18 protein-coding genes are annotated in these 16714 nt (G+C 60.6%); 11 read left to right on the forward strand and 7 right to left on the reverse strand.

The window, feature by feature from the left end; translation table 11 throughout:
* Positions 1–134: 134 nt before the first annotated feature.
* The 4 genes from QP999_RS11390 to QP999_RS11405 all read right to left on the reverse strand — a co-directional run bounded on the left by QP999_RS11390 (position 135) and on the right by QP999_RS11405 (position 3927).
* Positions 135–1130 (reverse strand): sigma-70 family RNA polymerase sigma factor, encoded by a 996-nt coding sequence (locus QP999_RS11390; RefSeq protein ID WP_010190233.1) that lies wholly within the window; start codon positions 1128–1130, stop codon positions 135–137.
* A 138-nt stretch (positions 1131–1268) separates the two neighbouring features.
* Complete coding sequence (dtd, locus tag QP999_RS11395) at positions 1269–1745, reverse strand: D-aminoacyl-tRNA deacylase (RefSeq protein WP_269948098.1); 477 nt, start codon at positions 1743–1745, stop codon at positions 1269–1271.
* Positions 1746–1824: 79 nt separating this feature from the next.
* Positions 1825–3402 carry a DUF7782 domain-containing protein gene (locus QP999_RS11400; RefSeq protein WP_284848356.1) on the reverse strand — a complete coding sequence of 526 codons (1578 nt, stop codon included), beginning with the start codon at positions 3400–3402 and terminating at the stop codon, positions 1825–1827.
* A gap of 42 nt (positions 3403–3444) precedes the next feature.
* Positions 3445–3927 carry a DUF3099 domain-containing protein gene (locus QP999_RS11405; RefSeq protein WP_269948099.1) on the reverse strand — a complete coding sequence of 161 codons (483 nt, stop codon included), beginning with the start codon at positions 3925–3927 and terminating at the stop codon, positions 3445–3447.
* A 48-nt stretch (positions 3928–3975) separates the two neighbouring features.
* Between QP999_RS11405 and QP999_RS11410 the strand changes: the two genes are divergently transcribed.
* From QP999_RS11410 to QP999_RS11435, 6 genes are all read left to right on the forward strand, one after another.
* On the forward strand, positions 3976–4227 hold the full coding sequence (locus tag QP999_RS11410) for a DUF3039 domain-containing protein (RefSeq protein ID WP_012715089.1): 252 nt from the start codon (positions 3976–3978) through the stop codon (positions 4225–4227).
* A 94-nt stretch (positions 4228–4321) separates the two neighbouring features.
* Complete coding sequence (locus QP999_RS11415) at positions 4322–6112, forward strand: DEAD/DEAH box helicase (RefSeq protein ID WP_144675097.1); 1791 nt, start codon at positions 4322–4324, stop codon at positions 6110–6112.
* A 107-nt stretch (positions 6113–6219) separates the two neighbouring features.
* The gene (gene dhaK, locus QP999_RS11420) at positions 6220–7221 is read left to right on the forward strand and encodes a dihydroxyacetone kinase subunit DhaK (RefSeq protein ID WP_284848381.1); all 1002 of its coding nucleotides are present in this window, start codon (positions 6220–6222) and stop codon (positions 7219–7221) included.
* Between the two features lie 2 nt (positions 7222–7223).
* Positions 7224–7889, forward strand: a complete 666-nt coding sequence (gene dhaL, locus QP999_RS11425; protein ID WP_284848357.1) for a dihydroxyacetone kinase subunit DhaL — start codon at positions 7224–7226, stop codon at positions 7887–7889.
* A 3-nt stretch (positions 7890–7892) separates the two neighbouring features.
* Positions 7893–8603, forward strand: coding sequence for a dihydroxyacetone kinase phosphoryl donor subunit DhaM (gene dhaM, locus QP999_RS11430; RefSeq protein ID WP_284848358.1), 711 nt, complete (start codon positions 7893–7895; stop codon positions 8601–8603).
* A 119-nt stretch (positions 8604–8722) separates the two neighbouring features.
* Positions 8723–9145: a hypothetical protein gene (locus tag QP999_RS11435; protein WP_070522021.1), complete on the forward strand. Its 423-nt coding sequence runs from the start codon at positions 8723–8725 to the stop codon at positions 9143–9145.
* 87 nt (positions 9146–9232) lie between these two features.
* On the opposite strand, the gene QP999_RS11440 is transcribed toward QP999_RS11435, so the two are convergent.
* Positions 9233–10693: an RNA polymerase sigma factor gene (locus tag QP999_RS11440; protein WP_144675096.1), complete on the reverse strand. Its 1461-nt coding sequence runs from the start codon at positions 10691–10693 to the stop codon at positions 9233–9235.
* Positions 10694–10894: 201 nt separating this feature from the next.
* Complete coding sequence (gene ppgK / locus QP999_RS11445; protein ID WP_070531305.1) at positions 10895–11692, reverse strand: polyphosphate--glucose phosphotransferase; 798 nt, start codon at positions 11690–11692, stop codon at positions 10895–10897.
* A gap of 319 nt (positions 11693–12011) precedes the next feature.
* Here ppgK and QP999_RS11450 point away from each other — a divergent pair, with 319 nt between their 5' ends.
* The gene (locus QP999_RS11450; RefSeq protein WP_070531301.1) at positions 12012–12302 is read left to right on the forward strand and encodes a DUF4193 domain-containing protein; all 291 of its coding nucleotides are present in this window, start codon (positions 12012–12014) and stop codon (positions 12300–12302) included.
* 27 nt (positions 12303–12329) lie between these two features.
* Here the strand turns inward: QP999_RS11450 and QP999_RS11455 are convergent, their stop codons facing one another.
* Positions 12330–12857, reverse strand: coding sequence for a DUF3093 domain-containing protein (locus QP999_RS11455; RefSeq protein ID WP_144014957.1), 528 nt, complete (start codon positions 12855–12857; stop codon positions 12330–12332).
* A gap of 132 nt (positions 12858–12989) precedes the next feature.
* Here QP999_RS11455 and dut point away from each other — a divergent pair, with 132 nt between their 5' ends.
* The 4 genes from dut to QP999_RS11475 all read left to right on the forward strand — a co-directional run bounded on the left by dut (position 12990) and on the right by QP999_RS11475 (position 16663).
* Positions 12990–13466, forward strand: a complete 477-nt coding sequence (dut, locus tag QP999_RS11460; protein WP_070623916.1) for a dUTP diphosphatase — start codon at positions 12990–12992, stop codon at positions 13464–13466.
* Between the two features lie 111 nt (positions 13467–13577).
* Positions 13578–14534: a DUF3710 domain-containing protein gene (locus tag QP999_RS11465; protein WP_070683432.1), complete on the forward strand. Its 957-nt coding sequence runs from the start codon at positions 13578–13580 to the stop codon at positions 14532–14534.
* A 130-nt stretch (positions 14535–14664) separates the two neighbouring features.
* Entirely contained in the window at positions 14665–15375 is a 711-nt protein-coding gene (locus QP999_RS11470) for a DUF3159 domain-containing protein (RefSeq protein ID WP_210396371.1), read from the forward strand.
* Positions 15368–16663 (forward strand): class I SAM-dependent RNA methyltransferase, encoded by a 1296-nt coding sequence (locus QP999_RS11475; protein ID WP_070683436.1) that lies wholly within the window; start codon positions 15368–15370, stop codon positions 16661–16663. Before QP999_RS11470 ends, QP999_RS11475 begins: the two co-directional genes overlap by 8 nt.
* Positions 16664–16714 lie beyond the last annotated feature (51 nt).

The raw sequence follows: 16714 nt of genomic DNA on the forward strand, positions 1-16714 counted from the left end.
AAACGTCCAAAAAGCCACTAGACATCCCGTCCAAAAACATCCTGGACTCCGTGTCCAAAAAGTCGCTAGACATCACACAGCTGGGCTAGCAGGCAGCTGGCTCGATGGCTCATGCCAGGATTCGAATAAGAGATTTAGAGTGCGTATTCGCGGAGGCGATCGGCGCGGTTTCCTTCGCGCAGCTTGGCCATGACCTCACGTTCAATTTGGCGAACGCGTTCGCGGGAGAGACCGAACTTGCGGCCAATCTGGTCGAGGGTGCGCGGAACCCCATCGTCCAAGCCATAGCGCAAACGGATGACGTCCTGCTCGCGCTCCTCCAAAGAACCAATGACGGAGCGGATATCGGAGTGGCGCATGGAAGCAACCACGGCGGTTTCGGCGTCCGTTGCTTCGGCATCCTCGATGAAGTCTCCCAGTGGAGCCTCTTCATCGGTGCCCACCGGCATATCCAAGGAGACAGGATCGCGGGACTGACGCAGCAGCATTTCGATCTTGGACTCTTCGATTCCCGATTCCTCTGCGAGCTCCTCGTTCGTAGCCTCGCGGCCTAGGGATTGGTACATCTCGCGCTTGATGCGCGAAAGCTTATTAACCTGCTCAACTAGGTGTACAGGGAGGCGAATTGTCCGGGACTGGTCAGCCATGCCGCGGGTAATGGCCTGGCGGATCCACCAGGTTGCGTATGTGGAGAACTTGAAGCCCTTGGCGTAGTCAAACTTCTCCATCGCGCGAATCAGGCCCAAGTTACCCTCCTGGATGAGATCCAGCAGCGGCATGCCGCGGCCGGTATAGCGCTTAGCCAGGGAGACCACGAGGCGCAAGTTTGCTTCCAAGAGGTGGGAGCGTGCCTTCTTACCTTCGCGGGCCAAAATCTTCAGGTCACGCTTCTCCGCGCGAGTCAACTTCTCAGCATTGGCAAGCTTGTACTCGGCGTAGAGACCAACCTCAATGGTCTGCGCCAATTCAACCTCGTCCTCGGCGCTCAGCAGCGCAGTCTTGCCGATTCCATTGAGGTAAACGCGGACCAAGTCCGCGGAGGGATTGTCATTGGTCTGGTTACGGCGTGAGCCGCGGTCAACTTCCTGTCCGTCCTCGTCCTGGACGCTAGCAGCGGATGATGTGGCCATCTCATGCCTCCTAAGTTGCGGCTTGGTTCATCCCCTACAACGGGCCTTCGCGTCAGATAGTTCCCACGGGCCCAAAAATGTTTAATCACCCGGGATGTGCGAGAGGTTTTAGGCCATTTTGGGGGAGGCGCGCCGAAGCTAGACCTCAACGAGCACGGTAAACGGTCCTTCATTGATGGAGGACACGCGCATCATCGCTCCAAAGCGGCCTTCTTCCACAGTGATTCCGCGCTCGCGAAGGCGAGCGACAACTCCCTGGATAACCGGCTGCGCGGCTTCACCCGGTGCGGCATCTGACCACGATGGGCGCCTGCCTTTGGCTGTTCGTCCGTAGAGGGTGAACTGACTTACCACCAGAACAGGCGCACCGCTGTCGGCCACGCTGGTTTCGCCTTCTAGAATACGCAGCTCAGCGATTTTGCGCGCCATCGTGTCCATCCGCTCTTCCAAGGTTGGTCCTTCGGCAGTGCCGGAGTCAGAACCTGCCGCGACGTCCTCGCGGGAAATACCGACGAGCGCTAAGACGCCGCCGGTATCCGGGCAGGAAATAGAGCCGACAACGTCGTTGTCTACGGTGACGGTAGCTTCGGAAACGCGGGTTAAGACAGCACGCATGGAAGGGAGTACACGACCTTTCTGGTGAGGAGTTCTTTCTCAGATGACAAACGCGAGGGGCTTGAGGGAAAGGAGGGGACTACTCAGTGTTGCTAAATGCCAACAATTCCGTAGGGATGAGAAGCCCATGGCGGATGAGATCCACAATGGCTGGAAGCGCGGCGCTAACCAACTCGGATTCCTCAAAGCCCTGCGCGGCGGCATAGAGCTCGATGGTCTCCCCAATGCTCAGCCCGTGGGGATTGAGCCCGGCGACGATCGCCGCGAGGTGCTCGTCGACGTCATGCTGCCAGCGCGGACCGTCCGTGCGGCTGAGCCGTAATGCTGCGCGCTCAAAGCCCATGCCAAGCTCCGTGTCGGGCAGTGAAACGTCTTCGCGGGCGACACCTGGGCGCAGCTGCACATGCTTTGTTTCCAGCTCACCCGGCACCAGGTTGCGTAGCCATTCAATGCGAGCAAAGTATTCCTCCACTTCGGGCCCGAGCGGATCGATGACCGGCTGCGCCATGGTTTCTGCCAAAATATCGGAGGGCTCGCCGTCTGCAATGCGCTGGATAGCCACGAAACCAAACCCGATGCCGGTGACATCATGATCGCGGAAATGCTCCAGCCAACGGCGTGAACGCTCCTGGCCTTCGGCACTGCGAACATCCACGGATTCATCGCTCAACCACGTGGAAACATAGAGCGCAGGGTCCGCCACATCGCGCTGAATGATCCACGCGGCCACGCCGGTATCCGGCAGCCACGAGGCAACCCGCTGCTGCCAAGACTTGTCGCCTTGGTGTACCCACGCAGCGAGAATGTGTGCGGTGCCCCCAGGATTGAGGTGCTCCACAGCTTGCGATATGACAAGCTCACTTGCTCCATCCAGATTGAGGCCGGAATCCCGGTACACGTGGCCCACCTTGGGCAAGCCCACCACGAACGGAGGGTTAGCAACGATTCGGTCGAAGCTCTCGTGCTGCACGGGCTCGAACCAAGAACCCTGGCGAAGCTCAACACGGTTTTCTGCGCCTGCAGCAGCGACAGTAGCGCGGGCAAGTTGGAGGGCTCGCTCGTGAACGTCGGTCGCAACAATTTTTTCAGCAGACTCCAGTTGCCCAAGGATTTGTACGCCAGAACCCGTGCCCAGGTCTAGTACTGAGGACACGGGAGTGGTCGGGGTCGAGTGCAAGAGGGAGAGACTGGCAGAGCCTACTCCCAACACGTGCTCGGAGCCGGGCACGTGATCCACTAGGGAAGCATCAACATCGGAAAACACGATGCGGTTCTTACCCACGATGATGTGTGGCCGAATGTCATAAGCCACGTAGGCGGTTCCGTGCTCGTCGGTAAGCACTGCGCCGCAGTCGAGCAGCCGGGTGGTTAGGCGTGCGCCGAGGACGTCGGAAAGCAGCGTGGCCGGTACGTGTTCGTGCAGCAGGAAGATCCGGATGAGGTGGTCCAGGCGGGAATCACCGTTGGCTCCCAGTGCCACGGCGGCTGGTTCGCCGCGATGTAGCGCTTCGGTGTACTCCGGCCCCAGGTGTCCCGCGATACCGTCCGCACTGAACCCTGCCTCAGCAAAGACGTGGGCTAGTTCCTCCGCAACGTCTGCGATGGGGTTGTCCGGGTTCATCGCCGGGCCGAAAGGGGAGGGCTGTTGGGTGCTCATAAAAATATCCTTTGATAGTTGGGGGAAGGAAACGGTGACTTCTTAATCTTCGTGCTCAATTGTGTTGGTCGTTGAACTCTCCGCGTCCGTGCCCGAGGGGGAAGTGTCCGATGAGGGCGCGCCGGGAAGTTCGCCGTGAGCACCGCTGGTGATTTGTTCGCGCCGTGTCTGCGCCATCTGTCGGGCGAGCGCGGGCTTGTAGACCGCTTTGTCGCGTTTGTCCTTCTTCTGCCCCCGCCCGTTGCCGATGACCACGGCTATCCAGGGAAGCGGGAAGGTGACGCCCACGACGATGGCGGCGGCAATCCACCAATGCCAGGCATACACCATGACACCAGCTAGAAGCAGCGAAGGGATGCGCAGAAACTGCAAAATTGAGTAGATAACTTCGCGGCGATGCCGGTCCTGGCCGGGAGCGAGTTTGGCGGTTGTAATGAGATAAGCCTTGCGCCCGAATCGACGCCCACGCCGCCGCCCCGATCGTGGGGTATGGCGGACGTTATCGCGCGAGTTCGAAGGGGTCATGCCCACCAGCGTAGCGGTAGGACTCGCCAACTTCGATACCGATGCGGCATGATAGTGGGCGTGAGTACGACGACTAAGACTATTGAACGCCCTGATGTCCGCGAGGATACGTCGACCAACGACGACACCCCGAAGTTTTTCCACTATGTAAAGAAGAACCAGATCCTCGATTCCGCGGTCAACGGTAAGTACGTCGTTGCCCTCTGTGGTGAGACCTTCCCTGTCACCAAGCAAGCCAAGCCCGGTTCGCCCGTGTGCCCGGACTGCGAGCGCGTATATAAGAGCCTGCGCCGCCGCTAAGCGTGCCGTCGACGCGTAATGTTGCGTCGACGTAAAACGAAGACTTTCACAAGAGCGGGATGTTGGGATAACTAGAGGGGGATAGTCGCTGACCGTGTCTACACAGACTCCAGCACAAAGATTTGCCAATAATGGTTCGCTGCGTGTGTGGCAACGCGCGGCCTTGGATAAATTCCTGGCCACCAAGCCGAAGGATTTCATGGCGGTGGCAACGCCAGGCGCAGGTAAGACTACCTTCGCCCTGCGCGTGGCCACAGAGCTCATGGCGGACCGTACCGTAGAGCGCGTGATCGTGGTGGTGCCCACCGAGCACCTCAAAGTGCAGTGGTCTGAATCTGCCTCCCGCGTGGGGCTCGCGCTGGATCCGAAGTTCACGAACTCTTCTGGAGTCAACCCCGCCATGGATGGCGTGGTGGTGACCTACGCCCAAGTAGGCATGCACCCCTTTAAGCACCGCGCGGTGGCCTCAGCCCGGCGCACCTTGGTGATTCTCGATGAGATCCACCACGCCGGCGACGCCAAGAGCTGGGGTGACGGCGTGCGTGAAGCCTACGACGACGTGGAACACCGCCTGGCGCTGACCGGTACGCCTTTCCGCTCGGATGATTCCCAGATTCCTTTCGTGCGCTACGAGGAGGACGGGGAGGGGCACTTGGTCTCCCGCTCCGATCACACGTACGGCTATGGCGATGCGCTTGCCGACGGCGTCGTGCGCCCCGTGGTCTTCCTCAGCTACTCCGGCGAGTCCCGCTGGCGCGATAGTGCCGGCGAGGAACATACGGCCCGCTTGGGCGATATCCTCAATCCGGAGCAGACCGCCCGCGCGTGGCGCACTGCTCTGGACCCCAAGGGCGAGTGGATCCCCACCGTCCTTCAAGCTGCCCACACGCGTCTGATGCAGATGCGCCGCAACATGCCGGATGCCGGCGGCCTCGTACTCGCTACCGATACGACGACGGCGCGCGCCTACGCGAAGATCCTCAAGCAGATTTCGAACACCCCGGTATCCGTCATCCTTTCCGATGACCCGGGTTCCTCCGCGCGTATCGCAGAGTTCTCCGAATCCACCGACGAGTGGATGGTGGCCGTACGCATGGTGTCCGAGGGCGTCGACGTTCCGCGCCTCGCAGTGGGTGTCTATGCCACGTCTGCCTCGACCCCGCTCTTTTTTGCTCAGGCCATCGGCCGCTTCGTGCGCTCCCGCATGCCGGGCGAGACCGCCTCGGTATTCCTGCCGTCTGTCCCGGTCCTGCTGGGGCTGGCGGAGAACATGGAGAAGCAGCGCGACCACGTCCTCGGAGGGGAGAAGAACCCCGACAAGGAGGGCTGGGACGATGAGTTGCTCGAGGACGCCAATAAGAAGAAGTCCGAGCCGGACATGCTCGAGCCTTCCTATGAGTCCCTCGGCGCGGAAGCAGAATTCTCCGGCCTGCTCTACAACGGCTCGCAGTTCACCACGGGCAATATCACCGACGAAGAAGAAGACTTCCTCGGAATTCCCGGGCTTCTCGACGCCGACCAGGTCAAGGACCTCCTTCGCAAGAAACAGTCCGATGAGATGGATCGCCGTGAGGCAGAGGAGAAGGCGCGCCGGGCTGCGGAAGCAGCGGAGGAACAACGCCGCAAGCTCTACGGCACCCCACATGCGCCGAAGCGTGGGGCGGAGGCGTCGGCAAGCAGCACCGGATCCCAGTCAGGCGTGGTGGATGAGATTTCCGCGCTGCGCAAGGAGCTCAACACGGTGGTCTCCATCACCGCTCAGCGCACCGGCCGCCCGCACGGAGCCATCCACACCGAAGCGCGCAAGGCCTGCGGCGGACCTCCTACCGCGCTGTGTAACGCTGAGCAGTTGCAAGAGCGCATCGATTATCTGCGCAAGTGGTAGCTGCGCGGACGCAGTAGAATCCGGCACAGTATCCGGTGGCGAAGGGTAGGCTCGGCAGCATTGTGAGAAGAGTGCTCTAGGCCAAAGAAAACCTAAGGAGAAAGATGATGAAAAAGCTCATCAACTCACCGGACAACGTAGTAGCCGAATCAGTAGAGGGCTTCGCGTTAGCCCACGGTGACATTGTCACTCGCAACACGAACCCGCTGTTTGTTTTCCGCAAACAGAAGAAAGAACATGGCAAGGTGGCTATTGTCTCCGGCGGTGGCTCTGGGCACGAGCCGCTGCATGCCGGTTTCGTCGGCCATGGAATGTTGGACGCGGCCGTGCCCGGCGCTATGTTTACATCTCCGACGCCAGATGCCATCCAAGCAGCCACCGAGGCAGCTAATGCTGGGGCGGGAGTGCTCTACATCGTGAAGAACTACACCGGCGATGTCCTCAACTTCGATACTGCGGCAGAGCTGGCTGAATTCGATGATATTGAGGTCAGCCAGGTCATTGTGGACGATGATGTCGCGGTGGAGGATTCTACGTTTACCGCCGGCCGTCGCGGAGTGGCGGGAACCCTCTTGGTGGAGAAGCTGGCCGGTGCGGCGGCCGAGCGCGGCGATGATCTCGTTGCGGTGACCGCTGTGGCGAAAAAGGTGGTAGAAAACACCGCGACTATGGGCGCGGCGCTTTCCGCCTGCACCGTGCCCCATGTGGGCAAGCCTTCCTTTGACCTCGGGGAAGACGAGGTTGAGTTGGGCGTGGGTATTCATGGTGAGCCGGGCCGCAAGGAGATTCCGCTGGTTTCGGCCGACGACGTAACGGACCACTTGCTTGATCCCGTCCTGGCAGACCTTAAGCTGAGCGAAGGCGAGCGCACCGTCGTCGTTGTCAACGGCATGGGAGCCACCCCGGCCTCTGAGCTTTACGTGGTTTACCGTCGGGTAGCTCAGCGCTTAAAGGAGGCGGGGGTGAGCATTGAACGCTCCCTTGTGGGCAACTTCGTCACGAGTCTGGATATGGCCGGGTGCTCCGTGAGCGTCATGCGCGCCGACGATGAAGACCTGGCGCTTTTCGACGCCCCCTGCCACACCGCCGCACTACGCCAAGGAGTGTAACTATGACAAATGATGTAACTCTTTCAACCGACTGGGCATTAGCGTGGATGAATAATTGTGCTGCAGCTGCGCATGAATACCGCGAGGAGCTCATCGAGCTTGACCGCGCCATTGGAGACAGCGACCACGGTGAAAACGTCGATCGCGGCTTCCGCGCCGTCGTGGAGAAGATGGGCGCGGAAATCTCCCCAGAGGATTCTACCGTCGCTGATGTTCTGAAACTGACGGCAAAGACACTCATGTCCACCGTTGGCGGCGCCTCCGGGCCGTTGCTAGGGACCGCTTTCTTGCGTGCGTCTAAGGCTGCCGGTTCCGGGGCGATTGATGCGCCCACGGTGGCCGGTCTATTTGAGGCTGCGCTGGAGGGTATTACTGCGCGCGGCAAGGCCGCGGAAGGGGAGAAGACGATGGTCGACGCCTGGGCGCCGGCCGCACGAGCTGCCCGTGAAGCGGCGGATGCCGCGCTGAGTCCCGCTGAGGTTGTGCGCGCGGCTGCTGACGCCGCAGCAACCGGCGCGGAGGATACCATTCCGATGGTGGCAACGAAGGGCCGCGCTTCCTATCTTGGGGAGCGCTCTGCTGGGCACAAGGATCCGGGTGCTACGTCCTCGGCTCTGTTCCTGGCCGCGGCTGCCGACGCTGCCGAGACTTCAACGAAGGAGGCATAAAACATGACACAACCGCGCGTTGGGCTTGTCCTTGTATCGCATTCGGCCAAGCTCGCTGAAGGCCTAGCAGAGCTTGCCGGACAAATGGCCGCTGATGTGACCATCCTTCCCGCCGGCGGCTTGGAAGACGGCGGTATCGGAACTTCCTACGACTACATCGAAGGCGCCATCAGCCATGCCCTCGGCCAAGGTCTCGGCGTTGTCGTCCTCACGGACTTGGGCTCGGCCACGATGACCGTTGAGTCTGTTCTTGAGTTCCTTGATGAAGAACAAGTCCGGTTTGTGGATGCCCCACTAGTCGAGGCTGCCGTTGCCGCAGCCACCGCCGCCCAACAAGGAGATGACCTTGCGGCCGTCGCCAGAGCTGCGGAACGGGCCATCGAGGTCTTCGTGCCGAAGCAGTCTGCCGCCGCTGATCCAGTGGATAAAGAGGAGCCTGAAACTAACCCAGATAGGTACTCGCTGACAGTGACCGTGGCTGATGAGGCGGGACTTCACGCCCGTCCAGCCTCCAAGGTCTCGGAGATGGCCGCAGAGGCAGACGGTGTCATTGTCCTCTCCTTTGATGGCGAAGAGGTAGAAGCAGACTCTGCAATGATGCTGATGTCTCTTGGTGCTTGTCAGGGTGCTTCAGTGACTATCAGCGGTGACACTGCTGATAAAGAGGTCATTGACCGGATTGCTACGGGCATAGAGCTGGGGCTCGACGGCTAGGGCTCCTGGGAAATCGATGAGCAGCGGGCAATGACCCCCGTACGCGGGGACTGCGCCCGCTGCCTTCGCATAAGATATCGGGCAGTGACCTAGCCGAGTCTTCGCGAAAGTGGGAAGTCATGACCCAGCCCGACTATGTGGAACCAAACTACTACGCAGCGGATCCGTACCAGGCTCCGTACCCGCAGGCTTATCCGAATTCCTATGCGGGTTCCTATGCGCCGGTGCCTTATGAAAGGCCATCCACTCCGAACCCGCTCGCCCCATGGGCACTGGGCTTGGCTATCGTTCCGCCACTTATCGACATCGCGCTGACACTCCTCATCAGCCCCGTTGGCTTCATGCTGTCGATGCTTACCATGATCACTGGGTGGTGTGCAGCAGGGCTTGGCGTTGCTGCGCTCATTCTCGGATCGGGGCGACGCCCTGAGCACAGGGGGACCGGCATGGCGGTGTGGGGAATGCTCATTGGCGTGGGCTGGAGCTACATTGCTCCTTTCGTTTCCATGGCACTGATTTTTGTCGTGGGGCCAAATTATTAGCCATCCAATGCGCATAGAGCGCGCAGAGCACAGAAGAAGCGGCGAGGAAGGTTAAACCTCCTCGCCGCTTAAATCTTTCTGCTCTCCCTAGTCTAGGTAGTCGCGCAACACCTGAGAGCGTGATGGGTGGCGCAGCTTGGACATCGTCTTGGACTCGATCTGGCGAATACGCTCGCGGGTAACGCCGTAGACTTGGCCGATTTCGTCTAAAGTGCGCGGCATGCCATCGGTCAGGCCGAAGCGCAGACGAACCACGCCGGCCTCTCGCTCGGAGAGCGTCGTGAGCACGTCCTGGAGCTGATCCTGCAGCAAGGTAAAGGACACAGCGTCGACAGCAATGACCGCTTCGGAATCCTCAATGAAGTCACCGAGCTGGGAGTCGCCCTCATCACCGATGGTCTGGTCCAGAGAAATGGGCTCACGGGCATACTGCTGGATCTCCAGCACCTTCTCTTCGGTGATATCCATTTCCTTCGCCAGCTCCAGCGGGGTGGGCTCGCGGCCCAAGTCCTGCAGCAGCTCGCGCTGAATGCGGCCCAACTTGTTGATGACTTCCACCATGTGCACCGGGATGCGGATGGTACGAGCCTGATCAGCCATGGCGCGAGTAATGGCCTGGCGGATCCACCAGGTGGCATAAGTGGAGAACTTATAGCCCTTGGTGTAGTCGAACTTCTCAACGGCGCGGATTAGACCCAGGTTGCCTTCTTGGATGAGATCCAGGAAGGCCATGCCGCGGCCCGTGTAGCGCTTAGCCAAGGACACCACGAGACGCAGGTTTGCCTCGAGGAGGTGGTTCTTCGCCTTGCGGCCGTCACGAGCGATGGCGCGCATGTCGCGCTTCTCCATGGGGGAGAGCTTGGCGGCCTTGTCGCCTTCAGCGCGAGCCTTCTCCATCTCGTCCATGCGGTACTGAGCGTAGAGGCCTGCCTCGATGCGCTTAGCCAGGGAGACCTCCTGCTCGGCGTTGAGCAGGGCGACTTTACCGATCTGCTTGAGGTAGGCGCGGACAGAGTCGGCCGAAGCAGTCAGCTCCGCGTCTTTACGGGCCTGACGCAGGGCAGCGGATTCATCCTCATCCCAGACGGAGGAGCCATCCTCCTCTTCGTCCTCGGAGTCCTCATCCTCCAAATCGTCATCGTCGTCACCGAACTCGTCGTCCTCGTCCATCTCCGCGTTGTCCGGATCGAAGTCGATGTCGGCGTCATCGGGCGTCTCGGCGTCCAACTCATCGGTCTGATCCTCTGCGAGGTCCTCCGAAGACTCGGCGCTTTCCGGCGAGGTTGCCTTCTTTGCCGCCGACTTGCGCACCGTCTTCTTGGCCGTCTTTTTCGCGGCCTTCTGGGCGGACTTGCGAGTAGTTTTCTTCGTTGCTTTCTTGGCCGTCTTCTTAGCGGTCTTCTTCGCAGTCTTTTTCGCGGTCTTCTTGGCCGTCTTCTTAGCGGTCTTTTTTGCCGTCTTCTTGGCGGTCTTCTGTGCAGGTGCAGATGTCTCGGAGGTGCTCTTGTCCTCGCCGAGTACCTGGTCTGAAGAATCAGTGGCTGCCACGTACGCCCTTTCGACTTGCTCTCTGAGTGGAAAATATGGGGACGCGCAAGTTTGTCGCGACTAGTCCCCGATGCTAGCCCGCCTCCGAGATGAGCGAGGGAGGCGCGCCGCTGGATATTCGATAATCGACAGCCCAGTATAGATCATTTTTGTCAACAGGCGGTGACTGGGGTCAACTAGGGAACGCCGGGACAATATAGATTAGGGGCGAATTCCTTCCTTCGCCGCCATTGCCGCGCCCACGATGCCCGCGCGATTGCGGAGCTGAGCAGCAACGACCGGTGTTTCAATTTTGAGGTGCTCGCCCCACTTGTCGAACTTGCGGGAGATTCCGCCACCGATCACAAAGGCTGAAGGGTTAAACAGCGCCTCATACTCGTGGAGTACGCGGTTGACGCGCTTTGCCCACTGCTTGGACTTGAGACCTTCGCGTTCCTTGACTGCCGACGACGCCTGGTGCTCTGCTTCCTTCTCACCAACGATAAGGTGGCCAATCTCCGTATTGGGGAAGAGCTGGCCGTCCAGAAGGAATGCGGAGCCGATGCCCGTGCCCAGGGTGAGGAAGATGACGGGGCCCGAACGTGCAATGTCATCACCGTAGGCCACTTCGGCGAGGCCGGCCGCGTCGGCGTCGTTAAGCACGGTGAAGGGCGCGTCGAGGTATTGGCTCAACAAATCCTGCGCATCCACGCCAATCCAAGACTTATCAATATTCGCCGCGCTGCGAATCACTTGGCCTTTCACCACAGCAGGCATCGTGATTCCGACGGGGCCGTCCCAGCCTTTTTCGGCGACGATTTGGGCAATTACTTTTGCTACGGCTTCCGGCGTAGCGGGCTGGGGAGTAGCGATCTTCAGACGGTCACCGACGAACTCGCCTGTTGCGAGGTCTACCTCGGCGCCCTTGATGCCGGAGCCCCCAACATCAATGCCAAAGGAATGGCCCTGGTGCTCAAGGCTCAATGTCGTGTCCTGGTGCTGTGCTTCTTGCGCGGTCATACTGACAGTCTATGTTGAGCGCGGCGTTGATGTGGCAACAGTGTGAGTTTCGTATCGCTGGCGGAGTCGGCACTGTGCCGTTCCCGTATTAGTGACCGCATTGTGGGTGGGTGTGAGGAGTGATACTCAGAAAAATATCCAGCACTCCAAGAACGGTGAATGCCCAGCTCATCCTATTAAAATTCGCAGGGTAGGGGGTAGAGGGGTGGGGCGGTTGGTGCCCCCATCGCGGGGCGAGTGTGACACGGGGGCTTGCGTGGTTTAGGATGCCGTCGATAAATAGACGTACCAATCAATCTGACTCACAGGGGCAAGCATTATGGCCACCGATTACGACGCACCGCGTCGCCGCGCAGAAGACGACCTCGAGACCGATTCCCTCGAAGGCCTGAAGGCGGCTGAAAACGATAACAACGGCATGGATGACGATGGTGAAATCGTCGAGGCTTTTGAGCCGCCGTCAGTGGACCTGACCGGTGAGGAACTCAATGTCACCGTCGTGCCGCGTAAAGAAAACGAATTCACTTGTTCTGTGTGCTACCTGGTGCAGTCCAATAAGCGCCTCGACCACGAAGAGGATGGGCAGCCAGTCTGCATGGACTGCGCCTAGCGCAGCAGTTTATCCTGCGCGCGATGTTTAGCCCTCGGAGGCTGCTGCCTGTTCTGGAAGGAAGGCCGCGAGGAGCTTTTCGGGGTTGGTGGAGCCGATGAGCCAATAGGGGGTGGGATCCTCTGGGTCGTCGAGGACGAGCATGACGTGCTCAGGAACCCAGCCATGCGTGACAAGGAAAGCAGCCGGATCGAGCTGTGGTCCCAGCGCATTGCGCCGCGCGGTGGCCGGCACCGCGGTACTGCGGGAGACAACATCGCTAGGCAGCTGTGCGTCCTTCACGGTGAGCCACCGGGTGCCATCGGCATCCTGCTCCACTTGAACTACTGTGTTGGACCACGTCACTAGCACCCACACGGCGATGGCACTAAGCAGAATGGCGGGAATAATGACCCACATGATGCCGCGGTTGAGACTGACCGTGGCCGTGGAAATCGCCACGACGAACGCAGCCATAAACCACCAGTACCACGGCACCCATTGGCGCTCGCGATAGAGGATGACGGGGGATTCAGCAGACGCTGTGGGGGAAACAGGCGATGAATTCGAAGTCATGGCCTCTGAGTCTAGTCGTCGGGGAAGGGCAGAACCCAACGCAACCAAAGGTGCCGGGTAACCGCGGTAGACGCGGCACGAAGCTCCATCCCTCGGGGTAGGGGATGGTGGGGACAAGGTAGGCTGGGCCGCGTGAATGAGCAACACCCCCTTGTAGATCCGGTAAGTCCATTCGGAGACATTCAGATCAAGCGCCTTGATAAGGAGCTTCCGCTGCCGCAGCGAGCCCATCGTGGCGATGCTGGCGCGGATCTCTACGCCGCGCATGACGCTACTCTGCGCCCCGGAGAGCGCGCGCTCGTCGGTACTGGCATTGCTCTTGCCTTGCCAATGGGCACGGTAGGTTTGGTCCACCCGCGTTCGGGCTTGGCGGCCAAGCACGGGATTTCCGTGGTCAACACGCCGGGCACCATCGATGCGGAGTATCGCGGTGAGATTAAGGTGTGCCTTATTAATCACGATCCCGATAAGACCTTTGAGGTCGAGCGTGGGATGCGAATTGCCCAGCTTGTTGTCCAACGAGTGGAGCTCGTGGGCTTCCGCGAAGTCGAGGAACTCGATGACACCGCTCGCGGCGATGGCGGGTACGGATCCACTGGCGTCAACTGAATCAGTTGCTCGTGGCAAAGCCTGCGCGTGCGCGGGCCATACCGAGCAACCCCACATCCGACAAACACAAGTTATCCGGCACAAGACACAGAATGAGGAAGGCACAAAACCATGGCGATGTGGCCCTTTGGCAAAAAGAAGAAGGATGCTGGCAAGGACGAAAGCCAGGACAAGAACACCACCGTCCGCACTGATGCCGCGGACAAAGAAGTAAAAGAAGCAACGGCCGAACCAGCGTCGGCGGAGAGCTTGGCAACGGAGGCCGGAGAAAGTTCGACCGCTGAGGGGCCTGTACAAGCCAGTGCAGGGCTGGTCCGCGAGGATCAGGATGACGTCGAAGGTGTTGCCGGGGTAAAAGCCGTGGCGCACGACGCCATCAACGGTGAGATGGGCCCCTACGACGGCGACAACGTGGATATCGCCGAGTTCAACTTCGAGGACTTCTCCGTCGGCCTTTTGGACCTGGGCTCGATGCGCATCCCGCTGCCGAAGGGCTCGCAGGTGCAGGTAGAAATGGGCCCAGACGGCCCTCGTATGCTCCACATTCTTACGCCGCACGGACGCATGACGCCTGTGGCCTTTGCCGCGCCGCGCACGCCGGGGCAGTGGGCGGAATCTGCCAAGGACATCGTCAAGGGTTTGGAAGCAGATGGGTTTACAGCGCATCCGGAGGATGGTCCTTGGGGTTCTGAAATCGTCGGCACCAGTGATAAGGGCGGAATCCGAATCATTGGTGTGGAAGGGCCGCGGTGGATGTACCGTTTGACCTTGGCCGCTCCTGCGGGCAAGGAAGAGGAGCTAGCGCAGCTGGGACGCGAAGTCGTCGCGCGCACCTTTATCTATCGCGGCGAGCAGCCAATTCTTGCCGGAAGTTCACTTCCCGTGATGCTGCCGCAGCAGCTCGCTGAGCAAGTCCAGCAGGCGCTTCAGGAGCGCCAGCAACAGGCAGCGCAACCATCCAGCGCTCAAAACTCCGCGCCAGCGGATAATGCTGCGGGCGCCGAAAGCGGCGCGGAGGCCGAGGCTCGCGAACAATTGCGCAATCTCGACGACCACGAGAACAAGTAGCGCGCCCTAGGCCATTGGCCGTGACCCTCCCGGCTACTACCGAAAAGGATTGTTGAAACTCGTGACCACCCCTACGCCCGAAGGGCGCGATACCACCGAACACGGCACGACGCCCGCCTCTGAGGCCTCCATGGACTCCACGAATACTGAGACACCACAACAGACTGCAGCAGCGACTCCAGCGCCTGAGGCAGAACCGTCGCTGCTCGAACAAATGGGAGGCCTGACCGGTCTGGTGTCTGCGACCCTGCCCGTGCTGGTTCTCATTCCGGTTAACAACATGTGGGGCCTGGGGCCTGCATTGGCCGCAGCGCTCGGTGTGGCGCTGGCCATCAGCCTGTGGCGTTTGGCGCGCAAAGAAACTCTGCAGCCAGCATTTTCCGGGTTGCTCGGTGTCGCCATCTGCGCTGGTATCGCGTGGTTTACAGGAGACGCCAAGGGTTACTTCCTTTATGGAATTTGGATGTCGCTCGTGCTGTTTATCGTGGCGGTTGTCTCCATCATCGTGCGCTGGCCGCTTGTCGGCGTGGTGTGGAAAGGCCTCAACGGCGATGGCATGGGGTGGCGAATCGTGCCGAAGGCACGGCGAGCCTATGCCTTGGCAACGGCGGGTTGGGCCGCGGTCTTCATTGCCCGTTTCGTGGTGCAGCGCGCGCTTTACGACGCCGATGCCACCACCACCCTCGGCATCGTTCGCATCCTCATGGGGTGGCCGCTAACCGGCATCGTCACCATCTTGACCGTCTGGATGGTTCGCCGTGCCAACGCCGCGGTGGAGGAATCAGAGGGCGTAGAAGGAGCACACAGCTCCGAAGACACCAAGGAGAGGATCCATGACTGAGAGTGCTTACAACGCTGCTGATTCAAGCGTTGTCAAAGGGGCGTCCTTCGATACCACCATCGAACGCATGGGACACGGCGGTGTCGGAATCGGTCAGGCGCCCGACGGGCGCGTGTGTTTCGTCCCCAGTGCTTTCCCGGGCGACCAGGTGAGGGCGACGGTTACCAAGGCGAAGAAGTCCTTCGTGGAAGCTGAGATAATATCCGTCCTCCAGCCAGGTGAGTACCGCGTCGAGTCTTCGTGTCCCGCAGCACAGCGCGGTGCAGGTTGCTGCGATTTCGCCGAGCTAGATCCTGCGGCGGAACCAGGAATCAAGGCCGCCGTCTTGCGCGATCAACTACATAGGGTGGCCCGGCTTGAGGATGTGCCCGAGATTGAGGCTATCGATGTCGCACCGCAGCGCGGGTGGCGCACGAGGGTACGGCTGGGCGTCGACAAGCAAGGCCGTGCCGGTGTGCGCAAGCGCGGCTCCACTGAGCTGATTACAGACGTGGCGTGCAGCCAGCTGGTGCCGGGCCTCGTCGCAGGTCTGGTGGGGCCTGGTGCTCGCACCTTTAGCCCTGGCGCGGAGGTTATTGCGGTCATGGACAGCGATGGCAACCGCCACGTCGTCGAGACACGGAAAGCACCGCGCGGCCGGCGCATAGAGACTATCCGGGAAGTAATCGAGGCCCCGACCGAGGACGTCGTGCAGCGTGCCGACGGTCACGAGTTCCGTTTCCCGGCCACCGCCTTTTGGCAGGCGCACGTGGGCGCGCCTGACGTGTACACCAGTCTCGCACGCGAGTGGCTTGCTGTGGAGGCGGGAGAAAGCAGTGCCGCAGATGAATCCGCGGTCGACGCAGTGGCTTGGGATCTCTATGGAGGGGTAGGGCTTTTCGTTCCTGCTCTGGCTGAGGCCACGGCGCCCCAGGGCGGACACACCACCGTGTTTTCTGTCGATTACTCGCCGGCGGCTGCGGCGGCACAGCCGGGTCTTGCAGCGTATGACGTGCACTTTCGCACCGACAAGGTGGAGCAGGTAGCGAGCCAATTGCCAAAGCCAACGACGGTGGTTTTGGATCCGCCGCGCACCGGTGCTGGCCGGGATGTGGTGGGCGCAATTGCTGAGGCAGCGCCGCAACGCGTTCTGCACATCGGATGCGATCCCGCTACCTTTGCCCGCGATATCGCCGCGTGGTCTGAGAGCGGCTACCGCATACTGCACTTAGCAATGGTGAATGCTTTTCCCGGAACGCACCACTTTGAAACCCTGGCGCTGTTGGTCCCCGCGGCACAGGTGGCATAGCTTTCGCTTCGAGTGCTGCCGGGGCAATGATTGACGTGTCACGTGTGTTAG

It is taken from the genome of Corynebacterium sp. MSK004, from assembly GCF_030232515.1.
GTDB lineage: Bacteria > Actinomycetota > Actinomycetes > Mycobacteriales > Mycobacteriaceae > Corynebacterium > Corynebacterium hesseae.